Annotated in this window: 13 protein-coding genes; 2 read left to right on the forward strand and 11 right to left on the reverse strand. The window is 57.0% G+C overall.

Annotation, left to right across the window (positions count from 1 at the left end):
- The first annotated feature begins 379 nt into the window (after nt 1-379).
- Together GOW04_RS10395 and GOW04_RS10400 are read left to right on the forward strand one after the other, a co-directional pair.
- Nucleotides 380-1,306: an MBL fold metallo-hydrolase gene (locus GOW04_RS10395; protein ID WP_171232507.1), complete on the forward strand. Its 927-nt coding sequence runs from the start codon at nt 380-382 to the stop codon at nt 1,304-1,306.
- Entirely contained in the window at nt 1,303-2,247 is a 945-nt protein-coding gene (locus GOW04_RS10400) for an MBL fold metallo-hydrolase (RefSeq protein ID WP_171232508.1), read from the forward strand. Before GOW04_RS10395 ends, GOW04_RS10400 begins: the two co-directional genes overlap by 4 nt.
- A gap of 1 nt (nt 2,248) precedes the next feature.
- Here GOW04_RS10400 and GOW04_RS10405 read toward each other — a convergent pair whose 3' ends face one another.
- The 11 genes from GOW04_RS10405 to soxY all read right to left on the reverse strand — a co-directional run bounded on the left by GOW04_RS10405 (nt 2,249) and on the right by soxY (nt 13,183).
- Nucleotides 2,249-3,307: a YeeE/YedE family protein gene (locus GOW04_RS10405; protein ID WP_171232509.1), complete on the reverse strand. Its 1,059-nt coding sequence runs from the start codon at nt 3,305-3,307 to the stop codon at nt 2,249-2,251.
- Between the two features lie 58 nt (nt 3,308-3,365).
- Entirely contained in the window at nt 3,366-4,589 is a 1,224-nt protein-coding gene (hemA, locus tag GOW04_RS10410; RefSeq protein ID WP_171232510.1) for a 5-aminolevulinate synthase, read from the reverse strand.
- 1 nt (nt 4,590) lies between these two features.
- Nucleotides 4,591-5,025 (reverse strand): DUF302 domain-containing protein, encoded by a 435-nt coding sequence (locus tag GOW04_RS10415; RefSeq protein ID WP_171172641.1) that lies wholly within the window; start codon nt 5,023-5,025, stop codon nt 4,591-4,593.
- A gap of 81 nt (nt 5,026-5,106) precedes the next feature.
- The gene (locus GOW04_RS10420; RefSeq protein ID WP_171232511.1) at nt 5,107-6,369 is read right to left on the reverse strand and encodes an NAD(P)/FAD-dependent oxidoreductase; all 1,263 of its coding nucleotides are present in this window, start codon (nt 6,367-6,369) and stop codon (nt 5,107-5,109) included.
- 24 nt (nt 6,370-6,393) lie between these two features.
- Nucleotides 6,394-7,101, reverse strand: a complete 708-nt coding sequence (locus GOW04_RS10425; protein WP_371814392.1) for a c-type cytochrome — start codon at nt 7,099-7,101, stop codon at nt 6,394-6,396.
- A gap of 2 nt (nt 7,102-7,103) precedes the next feature.
- Complete coding sequence (locus GOW04_RS10430; RefSeq protein ID WP_171232512.1) at nt 7,104-8,429, reverse strand: c-type cytochrome; 1,326 nt, start codon at nt 8,427-8,429, stop codon at nt 7,104-7,106.
- Nucleotides 8,413-9,675, reverse strand: coding sequence for a sulfite dehydrogenase (gene soxC, locus GOW04_RS10435; RefSeq protein WP_152457374.1), 1,263 nt, complete (start codon nt 9,673-9,675; stop codon nt 8,413-8,415). The genes GOW04_RS10430 and soxC overlap by 17 nt, the downstream gene beginning before the upstream one ends.
- Before the next feature lie 24 nt (nt 9,676-9,699).
- The gene (soxB, locus tag GOW04_RS10440; RefSeq protein ID WP_171232513.1) at nt 9,700-11,397 is read right to left on the reverse strand and encodes a thiosulfohydrolase SoxB; all 1,698 of its coding nucleotides are present in this window, start codon (nt 11,395-11,397) and stop codon (nt 9,700-9,702) included.
- Between the two features lie 87 nt (nt 11,398-11,484).
- The gene (gene soxA, locus GOW04_RS10445; protein ID WP_171232514.1) at nt 11,485-12,330 is read right to left on the reverse strand and encodes a sulfur oxidation c-type cytochrome SoxA; all 846 of its coding nucleotides are present in this window, start codon (nt 12,328-12,330) and stop codon (nt 11,485-11,487) included.
- A gap of 70 nt (nt 12,331-12,400) precedes the next feature.
- Complete coding sequence (gene soxZ, locus GOW04_RS10450; RefSeq protein ID WP_171232515.1) at nt 12,401-12,730, reverse strand: thiosulfate oxidation carrier complex protein SoxZ; 330 nt, start codon at nt 12,728-12,730, stop codon at nt 12,401-12,403.
- A 36-nt stretch (nt 12,731-12,766) separates the two neighbouring features.
- Nucleotides 12,767-13,183, reverse strand: a complete 417-nt coding sequence (soxY, locus tag GOW04_RS10455) for a thiosulfate oxidation carrier protein SoxY (RefSeq protein WP_171232516.1) — start codon at nt 13,181-13,183, stop codon at nt 12,767-12,769.
- Between the last annotated feature and the right edge of the window lie 39 nt (nt 13,184-13,222).

Below are 13,222 nucleotides of genomic sequence, written 5' to 3' on the forward strand. Positions count from 1 at the left end.
AGCCCCTGGGGCCGTGCAATTTCCTTACAAGCACAGCGGGATGAGAACAATGCGCTTTGACGCAGATGGGCCGGGATTTTTCGGTGGAAAGCTGCGTCTGCCGTCGCCGTCGTTCTGCGGCTGGGCCCCTCCCCTGTTTCGAGGTCACGTAACAATCGCCTTTCCGACATCATCTCTTCCTCGGCAAACCATCATGGCGCGGATTGCGCTGCACGTTCACTTTGCGCATGACCTTGGTGTCGTCTCCATTTACCACCGCTGAAAACCGTTCTTCGCCCATTCACAAAGAAGACCCGGCCGGTTTTCCAACGTCTAGGAATGATCCTTTGTAGGTACTTCCATCGTTTACAAATAATAATATTCATTTTAATGATTGCGTATGAATGGAATTTCTTTGTCCCGACGCAGCTTCCTGTTCAATGCCACGTGCCTTGCGGCACTTGGAACTCAAGCCAAGATCGTGCAGGCAGAGCTGCGGCTCGGACCTTCAGCCCGAATTACGACCGTGTCAGACGGACACCTGTTATTGCCACCTGATGTTGTTTTCGGAGCCATGCCCAAAGAGGAGGTCGAGCAAATCCTGACCCGCACTCAAGCGGACGCGACCAAGTACGAACCAGAGTGCAACGTCACGCTTTATCGAGATGATGAAAACACCGTGCTGTTCGATGCTGGAGCGGGGCCGGACTTCATGCCCACATCGGGCAAACTGATGGAAACTTTTGAAGCAATCGGCCTGTCGCCCGAAAGTGTCACGCATGTGGTTTTCACCCACGCGCACCCGGATCATATCTGGGGTGTTCTGGATGATTTCGACGACCTGCTTTTCCCAAATGCGACGCACCTCATTGGACGCAAAGAATGGGATTATTGGTGGAACCCCTCAACGGTGGACACGATAGGTGAAGATCGCACCGCGTTCGCGGCCGGTGCAAAACGGCGATTGGAAGCAATCGAGGATCAGGTCGCGTTCTTCGAGGATGGTCAAGAGATACTTCCGGGCATTGCGGCACGGGCAAGCTTTGGGCACACGCCCGGTCACATGGCTTTTGAGCTTCGAAATGGGAATGAGTCCGTGATGGTCGTCGGCGACGCGCTGGGAAATCCGCACGTGGCCTTTGAGCACCCCGATTGGCACAGTGGAACGGATCAGGATCCCCAGGTAGCCGCAGCTGCGCGTTACTCACTTCTGGATCAGGTTTCCGAAGAAAAAAAGAGAATAATTGGCTTCCACTTACCGAACGGTGGAATTGGCCGCGTCGAAAAGACCGACTCGGCCTACAGATTCATTGGAGAGGCGTCATGATACGATCATTCGGGATTGCGGTTGCTTTAGTCACACCAGCTTGGGCAAGCGAGGATATTGCAGACCAGTATCCGCAAAGCGTTCTGTATTCCAAGCCGGTCGAATTCATCCCTAGCGTCTATTCCGCCATTGGCGCAACCGCTCCGCCGACCTACGAAAACTCTGGTCACAACAACAACCTGAGCTTCATCGTGACCGGTGAGGGCGTGGTCGTTGTCAACGGCGGTGCCGCCTATGTCCTTGCCGAGGCACTTCACAAGGAAATTCAGGCGATTACGGATCAGCCGGTCACGCTTGTCTTCAACGAGAACGGTCAGGGGCACGCGATGCTTGGCAATGCCTACTGGTCGGAAATCGGGGTTCCAATCGTCGCCCATTCGGATGCAGCAGCTGAGTTCGAGGAATATGGCCCTCAGATTCTGGAGGGAATGAAACGATACAATCAGGACAAGGCAGACGGAACGTTTCTGGCAGGCCCAACCGAGACATTCGATGATGAATACGTGATTGAGATGGGCGACTTCCGGATCGAGGCCAAATACCTCGGACCGGCCCACAGCCCCGGCGATATCTCGATCTGGTTGCCGAACCAAAGCCTTGTCATCGCGGGTGACATGGCATTCCACGAGCGCATGCTGCCGATCTTTCAAGAGACCTATACCGCGGATTGGCTGGAAACCTGGGACAACGAATTCGAGGCTTTGAATGCCACATATGTCATACCCGGGCACGGTCATCCCACGAATATGGATCAGGTGCGCCGCTATACGCGCGATTACCTGGTGTATCTGCGAACCAGAATTCAAGAACATATGGATGCAGGCGGCGATCTGACCGAAGCCTATTATGTCGATCAGTCCCCCTATGCCCACCTGGACGCGTTCGAGGAACTGGCAACCAAGAACGCCGGGCGCGTTTTCGAACAGATGGAGTTCGAGTAAGTCAGGAATGCTGCAATACCGGCAGCCGCATCAAAAACCTGTGCGTTCCTATCGCCCCAACCCACATGAAGAAAACGGCAAGCCAGGCTGTCAATGACAGGGCGGACCCGCCTGAAAGTCCGGCGCCCACGGCGCAACCTCCGGCCAGCATCGCCCCGAATCCCATGAGGACAGCTCCGACGAGGTACCGTTCCATCGGAGTGTCCGAGCCAAAACGCTCGATCCTCCACTCACCGGAAATGATGGCAGATCCTGCTGCGCCAATGGCCACGCCCGGCACAAGACCGATACCGAAAGACAGCACCACATTTCGCTCTGCAACCAACGCCATCAGCGTGTCTGTGGCCGGGCCGGTAAACGTCACCGAAGACACGGGGACGACCTCAAAGGATGCCAGCGCGATGGAAAACGTCATGAACCATCCAAGCGCCACTGCCCCGCCAACTCCGGCGGCTGTCACGATCTTTGCAAGCGCGACTTTCCTGTGAAGGGCAAACACGATCGACAGGACAAATCCAATTGCGGCAACGGCCGAATAGACCGATGGGGGGAACCCCATTATTTCTGCAAGATCGCGCTCTGCGCCTCCTTTGATGGTCCACAAACCGGAAATCGCTTCATGGGCCGGGCTGAGAACGCCTGTGTAGGCGGCCTGAGCCACCAAGGTCAAAATCAACCCTGTCACAAGTGCACGCAGATTGCCGCACGACGCCAATACCAGCAGGCGAGATGCACATCCACGCGCAAGAACCATTCCGATGCCAAACATCGTCCCGCCAATAACCGCACCGCTAAGGCTGCCGGTTGACGCGATCGCGCGTGCCTCGGAAATGTCCAGCAATTCAAGCGAGACAAGCGCCTGTACCAGCGTCAGTGCCGCGGTAAAGGCGATCAGCCAAACCGCCAAGCGAGGGCCAAACTTACCTTCGGCGACTTCCACCGTCGATGCGCGCAAACAAAAATGGGACTTCTGAGCCGTCACGCCGAACAAGATACCGACCAGCACTCCGGCAAATGCCAGGGTGCCCGGGTCTCCCAGCAAATCGATGAGCCTCTCCATGGACAGAAACTCTCACTTCGTTGCGTGTGTGTCTTTGTCTTTGGTCAATTCGTCAGTGTCATTGCGCAGCCATTGGCCTGCGCGCCAATTGGCATTGCGTCCACAACTCGCCCAATGCAGATACCAGCCGGTCCACGTCTTCACAGGTGTGCACCGGCGACGGCGTAATCCGCAGACGTTCCGTTCCTTTGGGAACAGTTGGATAGTTGATGGGCTGGATATAGATCCCATAGTCACGCATCAGCACATCCGAAATGAAGCGGCACTTGATCGGATCGCCGACCATGACCGGAATGATATGGCTTGGGTTCGGTGTATGGGGAATACCCAGATCGTCCAGCCTGTCCCGGACTTCGCGCACGCGCTTTTTGTGCTGTTGCCGCTCTGCATTGCTTTGCTTCAGGTGTTTCACCGAAGCCGCAGCACCTGCCGCCACGGCCGGAGGCAAAGCGGTGGTGAAAATAAACCCGCTGGCAAAGGATCGGACAAAGTCGACAAGCTCCTGCGACGCCGCGATGTACCCGCCGACCACGCCGAACGCCTTGCCCAAAGTCCCTTCAATCACGGTCAGGCGGTCCATCAGGCCCTCGCGCTCGGCGATGCCCCCGCCGCGCGGACCGTACAGCCCGACCGCGTGAACCTCATCCAGATAGGTCATCGCGCCATATCGGTCCGCCAGATCACAGATCCCGGCAATCGGTGCAATATCGCCATCCATGGAATAGACGCTTTCAAATGCGATCAGCTTGGGCGCAGTTGCAGGCAAGTCCGCAAGTTGCCTTTCAAGGTCTTCAAGATCGTTGTGCTTCCAGATCCGCTTTTGACAACGGCTGTGACGAATCCCCTCTATCATCGAGGCATGGTTCAATTCGTCGGACAGTACCGTGATGCCGGGGATGCGGGACGCCAAGGTTCCCAACGTAGCCCAATTGGATACGTAGCCGGACGTGAATAGCAATGCTGCGTCCTTGCCGTGAAGGTTCGCAAGCTCCTGCTCCAACAGCACATGTTCGTGCGTGGTCCCCGAGATATTCCGCGTCCCACCGGCACCTGCACCGCATTTGTCGATCGCCTCGTGCATGGCCGCAAGAACCTTGGGATGCTGTCCCATTCCAAGATAGTCGTTCGAGCACCAGACAGTGACTTTTTCGGGACCACCCCCTGCATAACTGCGCGCCTTTGGAAACGCGCCGCACTGACGTTCGAGGTCAGCAAAAATCCGGTAGTTTCCTTCCTGTTTCAGTTGATCAAGTTGATCTCGAAAATACTGCCGGTAGTTCATTTCAATCCCCAACAGCCTCTTCAACGATTGCGGACAACAGGGTCTGGACCTTTTGCATTGGGCCGTCCGGATAGCTTCGATATCCGACCTTCACCCCGTCATCGTCCTCGGCCACGAAAATCCCGTATGGGCAATATCCGATATTCATCGGATCAGCTTCCATCACCTCTCGCGAAATCTTTGCCGAGCAAAAAATAAAGATGTCCGCCGCCGCGAATATCTGTTTGTCGCTGCCGACATCAGCGCCCGTTCGGTTCAACATTTCGCCAACGTGGCTCACATAGTCGATGACCAACCCCTGCCCGACAATGGCGGATTCGACCGCGAAGGTGGCATCATCAAAACTTCCGTCAAAGGGGGTCGTGATGATATCCTCGGCAAGCCCTTGACTGGCAGAGACCGCAAAAAACGCGGCCGTGATGATTAAGTGTTTCATGATCTTGATCCTCCTCCTGAGCCGCAGTTTCTCAGATTGAGCTTCGGGGGCTTTGACCCGTGTCAAAACCCCCGAAAATTTCTATCCAAACATGTCCGAGGTGATACCGGCATACCAACCCAGCGACTCTTCATACGTTGCTTTTCTCAGATTGGCATCTTCGCCGGTCTGGCTGATGAAGCCGTCTACCTTGGCGATTTTTTCCGGCGTCGCCTCGTAGGTTGCGCCAACCTTTACGCCATCATCCGTGTCGATCAGCGACCAGCAGGTGTTGGAGAACTTGGCCGGGAACACCTTGGATCCGGTCAACGCGCCCCGCACGGCATTCGCGCACACTTTCGCCTGACTGTTGGCCGAGAAACCCGATTTCGGCATGTCACCCTGCTGGCTGGCATCGCCCAAGACATAGATGTCCGGATCCGCCTTGGAGGACATGTCCGCGGCGTTCACCGGCGCCCAGTTGCCTTCGGTCACTCCGGCCATTTCGGCAATGCGTCCGGCTTTCATCGCCGGGATCACGTTACAGACGTCGACTTTGGTCTCTTCTCCGTCGATGGTCACCGTCATCGCGTCCGGGTTTACCGAGACATTGCCACCACCAAAGTCTTCACCGATCCAGTCGACCATGCCTTCGTAATGGTTTGCCCAGCCTTCCTGGAACAATGCCATCTTCGAAAACTTCGGCTTCGGATCCGCCACGATGATTTTCGCCGTGGGATTGTTCGCTTTCAGAACATGCGCAACCATCGAGACCCGCTCATAGGGTCCGGGCGGGCAGCGGTACGGGTTTGGTGGTGCAACCATCGCAAAGGTACCGCCTTCGGGCATCGCCATGATCTGAGCTTTCAGAAGCTCTGTCTGCGAGCCGGCCTTGTACGCATGCGGCATCTTGTTTTGCGCCGAGACGTCCCAGCCTTCAACAGCCCCGTCAACAAAATCGATACCCGGGCTGAGGATCAGCTTGTCATACGGGACCGAGCCACCCCCGGCCAAGGATACAGTCTTGGCATCGCGGTCAACACCGATGGCCCAATCGTGGACCACGTTTATCCCATAATCGGCAGCAAGCGTTCCATAGCTGTGCGCGATATCCGAAAGTTCCTGGAACCCTCCAAGATACAGGTTCGAGAAGAAGCAGGTGTAGTAAGTCCGCGACGGCTCGATCAGCGTCACGTCGATCTCACCTTTGCTGTCCTTCGCAATATAACGGGCAGCCGTTGCGCCGCCTGCACCGCCGCCGACAACAACGACCCGGGGCCTGCCCTGAGCCAGAACCATCGGTGCAGATAATCCTGCTGCCGCCACCCCGGCGGCTCCTAGAAATGTACGTCTATTGAGTGTCATCGCGTTTCCTCCCCTTAGGCACAATTACTCTGGGTTATTGAAATATGCGGCCAACGCCGCAATCTCGTCGTTGCTCAGCCTTCCGGCGATCATTTGCATAACCGGGTGTGGCCGCTTTTTGTCCTTGTATGCGTGCATGGCGACGACAAAATCCTCGTCGGGCCAATACACGATCGACGGGATACCTTCGTCACTTCCCTCGATCTGATGGCACGTCGTGCATTCGCTGCTGAGATATGCACCGTATTCGGGATCTCCCTGAATCGCCAGGATCGCTGGATCGACGGAATGGTCCGTGCCTTTCGCGGTTGGGTCCGCTTCGGGAATATCCCGAGGGTTGTCTGAAAACCCTCGCAAATAGGCAATCACATTGGCCCGGTCTTCCGGGTTTTTCAGACCGCGAAAGCTCATCCTTGTGCCCGACGCATATGCACGAGGATTTTCGATATAAGCTGACAAGGTGTCAGCGTGCCATTCCAAACCCGAATTCCCCGCGCGCACGAGGCTCTTGGAATAATTGAAACCATCAAGACCTGCGGCCTTGCGCCCAAAGACACCATTCAGATGCGGCCCGATTTTGTTTTCCGCGCCTTCGCCAACCTGATGGCAGCCTTTGCATTTGGCGAACACTGTTTTCCCGGCCTCGGCATCACCAAGGTCTTCGGTTGCGTAGGTCGATGTGGCGAAAGCCGCCACAACCGCCGCACACGCCACTATGCCCGACCACCGCACGATCAGCTTCCGAACGATTTGAGGTAGACAATCACGGCCTCAACGTCGTCTGGCTTCCTGAGCCCCGCAAAAGACATTCGCGTGCCCTTCATGTAATCCTTGGGTTTCGTCAGGAAGGCCGCCATTTCCTCATCCGTCCAAACAAGGCCGGCTTCGGATGCGGCTTTCATCGCCTTGGAGTATTTGAACCCCTCGACCGATCCTGCATTGGCCCCGACTATTCCGTTCAACGCCGGCCCGGTACCGTGCTTTGCACCTTCACCCACCTGATGGCAGGCTTTACACTTCTTGAAGACTTTCGCTCCGGCGGCAACCAGTTCCGTTGCTTCGTCGGTCTCTTCGGCCTCTTGAACGGCTGGCTCCGCAGCGGCTTCTTCCTCGGGCTTGGGTGCCGCTGCCGGAATGAACGACGGGCCGTCCGCAGTGAATGTCGGCAACCCCTCAACGGTGGCATCATTCATCACCGAGTTCGACCCACCTTCGGGCGGCGTCTCGACCAGAAAAACGGAACGCATCGTGACAGCGGACTCTGCCTTGCAGTTTTCCATGCAAGGCTCTTTGCGCCATTCGGCGTACTCGGTCTCGGGTCGTGTATCGACGACAAAACCGTCCTTATTGTACATCTCGAATTCGGCGAAGTTTTCGTTGCTCAGTTCGAAATCGTCATCCACCAAATCATTTGAATAAAGGATGTAGGCAACAATCGCATAGGTCTCATCCGCGGTCAAAGTGCCCGCCTCGCCAAATGGCATGGATCGGGAAATGTAATCCCAGGCAGTAGACAAATGCGGCCAGTATGACCCGACGGTCTTGACGGGATCTTCGTTTGCAAGCGTATCGAACCCACCGGCAAGAACGGGCCAGTTGTCCACACCTTCCGCGAACTCTCCGTGACATGACGCGCAGCGGTCGGCAAACACTTCTTCCCCGGTCCAAACGTCGCCCGATCCGACAGGCAAGCCCCGCCCGTCCGGCAAAACGTCAACGTCCCAGGCCGCGATCTCTTCCTCCAGCGCAGGCCGTCCAAGCCCATAGGTGCCCTCGCGGCTGGGCGCAGGTGCGGTCAGGTTCGCGCCATTCGCAACCCGTTCCGCTGCGGCGGCCTGAATTTCCTGGACTTTGAGCTCAAGCTGGGCTGCTCGTTCGGCTTCTGTCTTCGCTTTTTCCTGTGCGGCTGCAGCGTGGGCCTCAACCTGACCAATCCGGGTTTCCAAAGTTTCGATCTTCGATTGGCCGAAGTTTCGGTTGGCGAACACCAACGCCCCCGCAAGCACCAACGCCGTGCCGCCGAATACGGGCAGGAAAACATGACTAAGAGACTTCGACATTCTCGGCGATCCCCTCTGCGCTTACGTACCACGTCTGGATACAGTTGTTGTGATAGACCGAGTTTTCGCCGCGCTTTTCGCGCAGCTGGTCTTTGGTTGGCTGTACATAGCCGGTCTCATCCATTGCCCGGGCCTGTAGGAGCATGGGTGCCCCGTCCCAATTCGTGTCGAGATAGAAACGTGTCAAAGCCTTAGTGTCGCCCTGCTTGCCAAGGCGTGCCGTTTCCCACGTGATGCCGCCGTCCTTGGATACATCGACACGGGTAATCTGTCCGTGGCCTGACCATGCAAGCCCTGAAATCACCAGCGGCCCGGGCCCATGTTTGATCGGCATTTGCGGGCTGGGCGAGGTTATGACGGACTTCGCATCCATCACCCAAGTCCATTTCTGGGCCGTGCCATCGGCATAGACATCGGTGTATTTCGACGTTTCTTCGCGGCTTTCGACCGCCCTGTCGACGACCTCGATCCGGCGCAGCCATTTGACCCACATGTTGCCTTCCCAGCCTGGCACGACCAGGCGCACAGGATAGCCATGTTCCATCCGCAGGGCTTCGCCATTTGCCTTGAAGGCCACCAGAACGTCATCCAGCGCTTTTTCCATCGGAATGGAGCGGCCGTTGGACGACGCGTCCGCGCCCTCGACATAGACCCATTTGTCGGGCGAGATATCGGCGCCGGCCTCTTGCAACAGCGTGCGCAGCGGAACACCAGTGTATTCCATGTTGTGGATCATACCATGGGTGAATTGCACACCGTTGAGCTGCGCGCCTGCCCACTCCATCCCGGTATTCGCGGCGCATTCGCAGAAATACACGTGGTTTTCGCGCGGGAAACGTTCGATGTCATCATACGTAAAGACAAGCGGGCGATCGACCAGACCGTTGATCATCAGCCGATAGTCTTCCTTGCGCAGCTCGATTGCGCCCGAGTGGTGCCGTTCAAAGGCGCAGCCCTGGGGTGTGATAGTACCATCAAGCGCGTGGATCGGCGTGAAGTTGATCGACGAAATCGGAGAGGCGGTCAGCCATTCCACATTGCGGCGCACGACATGGGATTCATAGCTGATCGGCATGCCATAGGGTGTCTCGTCAACGCCTGCACCCGTGTACGATGCCCAATCCTGAAGCTCTGTTATCAGGGGGTCGGGCGTTTCTGCCACTGCCGCACCTGCAACTGACCCCGCGGCGACCGCGGCACTGCCTTTCAGGAAGGCCCGGCGGGACGGTTTGAACGCGTCATCCATATCTCTTAGGTCTCCATCTGTTTCTTAGGCGCCGACGACATCGACGCTGGTGTTCTCTTGCACCGTTACGGTTCCAAGGTTGCGAATGTGGTTTTCGACGACATCCCAGATCGGCGGACCCTCGGTGCCTTCGTTGACGCTGGCCCAGCCGGCCACGACATAGGTTTTCGACGGATCAATCGCTTCACCCGTCTTGAGCAGGGTCATCTCGCTGATCCGCTGCCCTTGCGGCTTGGTCACGTCGATGCGGTAGCCCAGCCCACCGACACGGACCATGTCGCCGCCCTGCTGGTAGTAGGGATCAGGGTTGAACAGGTTGTCGCCAACATCCTCGAGGATCACATGGATGAACTCACCCGTCATTTCCGTGCGATAGGCATTCGGATATGACATCGAAGTGACGTTCCAGATGTCCTCGCGCGTGATCTCCTGCCCCGGCAGGATCGACGGCCCCCAACGAACACCGGGGGACATGGCAATGTCTGCCTCCCGCTCCTTAAGCAGGGCATCACAGATCAGGTCATCCCAGGTTCCGTTGAAATTGCCGCGACGATAGAGCAACGAGTCCGTTCTGCCGATCACTTCGCTGAGCGTCGCCTCATAGGGCGCGCGCTGCTCATCTATCAGGGCGGTGATCGCAGGATCCGGAGCGATAACATCAGAGAAGATCGGGATCAGCTTGTGCTTCAACCCCATCAACTGCCCATCCCGCACATCCAGATCCACGCGGCTGACGAATTTGCCGTTCGAGCCTGACGCGATGATATGCGTTTTGCCCACCAGAACCGGCTCGGGCAGCGCATCGTGGGTGTGGCCACTGAGGATCACGTCGATCCCCTGCACCCGGCCGGCCATTTTCTTGTCCACGTCAAAGCCGTTATGGCTGAGGACGACGACGACATCGGCACCGGCATCGCGAACCTCGTCGACCATTGCCTGCATGTTCTCATCCCGAATGCCGAAAGAGTATTCAGGGAACATCCAACCCGGATTCGCAATTGGCATGTAAGGGAACGCCTGCCCGATCACGGCAACCTTTGCACCGCCTCGGTCAAAGAACTTGTAGGGCTTGAACAATTCCGCAGGTTCATCCCATTCGGCATCAAAAATGTTCTGACCCAAAGCGGCAAAGGGCAGCCCTTCGACGATTTCGTTAACTCTGTCGCTGCCCAGCGAGAACTCCCAATGAAAGGTCATTGCATCAGGTTTCAGCGCGTTCATGACATTGACCATGTCCTGACCGCCCGTCTGGTAACAGGTGTAAGACCCGTGCCAGGTATCGCCGCCATCCAAAAGCAGGGCATCGGGCCGGTCCGCACGGATGGCATTGATCACCGTCGAGACCCGGTCCAAACCACCGACCCGACCGTAGGTCTTTGCCAGGGCCGCAAAGTCGTCGTATGTCAGCGCATAGGCGGACGGGCTGCCATCCTCGATCCCGTAGGCCTTGCGGAATGCGGCCCCCGTGACGTGCGGCATCTGCCCTTTCGCCTCGCCGATACCCAGGTTTATCTCGGGTTCACGGAAGTAAATCGGTTTGAGTTGCGCGTGGATGTCAGTTACATGGATCAGGCTGATATTGCCAAAGGTCTGAAACTCCAGCAGCTGATCCTGCGTCAGACTTTGCTGCGCGGAGAGCCTGGCCCAATTGCCAAACCCGGACGCTCCGTACAGAGCCGATGCCGCCATTGAAACCTGCAAGAAGTCACGTCGAGAAATCATCTTTCGGCTTTCCTATTACACATATAAATGTGTGAATGTTGCATTCTTGAAAAACCCGCGCCGGACATCGCCCACGCGGGTCGTTCGTTATTGGCGCACGGCCGGGGTTTCGACTGAAAGCCCGTTGCCACGCGAGGCAACATAAAGCTCCAGCGCACGGAATTCGTCTGAACCTTCGGCAAAGGTTTCCGCCCGCGTATCACGAATACAACCGCGGAAACGATTGTGTCGCGAAATCAGCTTGGCCTGTTTCAAGCGATACGTCGGGAACCCATTGATCATTCCTTGGCTCAGGTGATCTGCCCGGATCATGTTGCCCCAATTGTCTTCATGACAGTTGGCACAGCTCAGCTCCAGCTGGCCATAGCGCGTATAGTACATTTCCTTGCCCTGTTCCCAATACGGGGCGGCATCACCGTCGATGGCAACGTTCATGGGCATCCCGCGTGACTGTAGTCCGATCAAAGCGACCATGCCCTGCATATCGCCGCCGGACCATTTCCAGGCATCGGCCTCCATGTGCTCAGTCCGGCACGCGTTGATCAGATCTTCCATGACCACCAGCTTGCCGGTTTCGGCATCAACTTTCGGCATGGAAGCCTGCAATCCCTTGAAGCTTTCCACCCCGTCGTGGCACGAGGCACAGCTTTTGCCGGCAGCCCCATCGACCGTCTCAAAAAGGTCGGCAGCCTGGTCGACGAAGATCATCGCCGGATTGTCGAAATCATCAATCTGAAGGGCCTGGGTTTCATTCGTACGGAAATGCCAACCGGAATAGATCGTGTCCAGGTTTTCCAAATGCGCCGGCGCTTCGGTGACCGAGGTCATGTCCAGCTCGTCATTGATCACAAGATTGTCTTCGTCAGGTCCGGCCATTGCTGCCACTGGGAAAACCAGAACTGCCGCGATCGCCGTTAATGCCTTTGTATTCATTACGTTCCTCCCTTGGTGGACCAGCGCCAAACGTCATGTCCGGCGCTGATCTGCCTTAGTGGTCGAGCCGTCAGGCGATCTCGATCGATTTCTTCTCGTCGTAGACAGAGCCGTCGTCATCGTACCAGGTGAACACGAACTCACCTGCCTCGGGCACGGTTGCCTCAAACTGGAAATACGGGTTGGTTGAGATTGCCGGCTCCATCGTCACATCGATCACCATTTCGCCGTTAAACTCACAGGTGAAACGGTTGATGATCGACCGAGGTATGACGTTGCCTTTTTTGTCCTTGCGCTGTCCGCTTTCCATCTTGTGGCTGATCAATGTCTTGATCGTGACGGTTTCGCCAGCTGCGGCTTTCTTGGGAACCTTGACGCGGGGTTTCACACCGGATGCCATTGGTTAGTCTCCTGTTCTTCGAGGCGCGCGTGGCTATCAGCCGCCGCAGCCGCCGATTGTCACTTTTACGGTCGCGGATGCCTTGGCAAAGCTGCCATCTGCCATCTTCGCCACGGCAATGACATCCTGCGTTCCGGCAAGGCGGATACGGGTTGAAGCGGCCTGTTCAGCGGCCAGTGCGCCAAAGTTGAACGTTGCGACGCCCGGTTCGGGGTTGCCTGCTGCAACGATCAGAATCGATGCTGCACCTGGGGCGCTTACTTCGATCGGTACGGTGTTTCCGTTTTCGGCGATTTCAGGTGCCGTCAGTGTAACACCGCCGTCGGCCACATCCGCCCCACCGGTAAACGCGGCAATCGCATCCTCAGCGGCCGCATTTGCACGAAACGGCATCATTGTCAGGAACGCGGCGCCCAGCCCAAGGGCCAGAGTTTCGCGGCGAGAGAGTTCCATTTTCAATCTCCTTTGAGTCTTCGAAAAATCACGCTGGAC

It is taken from the genome of Ruegeria sp. HKCCA4812 (assembly GCF_013034245.1).
GTDB lineage: Bacteria > Pseudomonadota > Alphaproteobacteria > Rhodobacterales > Rhodobacteraceae > Ruegeria.

Excerpts from the sequence above, each read along its gene's own strand:
- soxA (WP_171232514.1), bottom strand. The coding sequence starts at position 12,330 with ATGAATACAAAGGCATTAACGGCGATCGCGGCAGTTCTGGTTTTCCCA.
- soxB (WP_171232513.1), bottom strand. The coding sequence starts at position 11,397 with ATGATTTCTCGACGTGACTTCTTGCAGGTTTCAATGGCGGCATCGGCT.
- soxZ (WP_171232515.1), bottom strand. The coding sequence starts at position 12,730 with ATGGCATCCGGTGTGAAACCCCGCGTCAAGGTTCCCAAGAAAGCCGCA.
- GOW04_RS10395 (WP_171232507.1), top strand. The coding sequence starts at position 380 with ATGAATGGAATTTCTTTGTCCCGACGCAGCTTCCTGTTCAATGCCACG.
- GOW04_RS10420 (WP_171232511.1), bottom strand. The coding sequence starts at position 6,369 with ATGACACTCAATAGACGTACATTTCTAGGAGCCGCCGGGGTGGCGGCA.
- GOW04_RS10400 (WP_171232508.1), top strand. The coding sequence starts at position 1,303 with ATGATACGATCATTCGGGATTGCGGTTGCTTTAGTCACACCAGCTTGG.
- soxC (WP_152457374.1), bottom strand. The coding sequence starts at position 9,675 with ATGGATGACGCGTTCAAACCGTCCCGCCGGGCCTTCCTGAAAGGCAGT.
- GOW04_RS10430 (WP_171232512.1), bottom strand. The coding sequence starts at position 8,429 with ATGTCGAAGTCTCTTAGTCATGTTTTCCTGCCCGTATTCGGCGGCACG.
- GOW04_RS10415 (WP_171172641.1), bottom strand. The coding sequence starts at position 5,025 with ATGAAACACTTAATCATCACGGCCGCGTTTTTTGCGGTCTCTGCCAGT.
- GOW04_RS10405 (WP_171232509.1), bottom strand. The coding sequence starts at position 3,307 with ATGGAGAGGCTCATCGATTTGCTGGGAGACCCGGGCACCCTGGCATTT.
- hemA (WP_171232510.1), bottom strand. The coding sequence starts at position 4,589 with ATGAACTACCGGCAGTATTTTCGAGATCAACTTGATCAACTGAAACAG.
- soxY (WP_171232516.1), bottom strand. The coding sequence starts at position 13,183 with ATGGAACTCTCTCGCCGCGAAACTCTGGCCCTTGGGCTGGGCGCCGCG.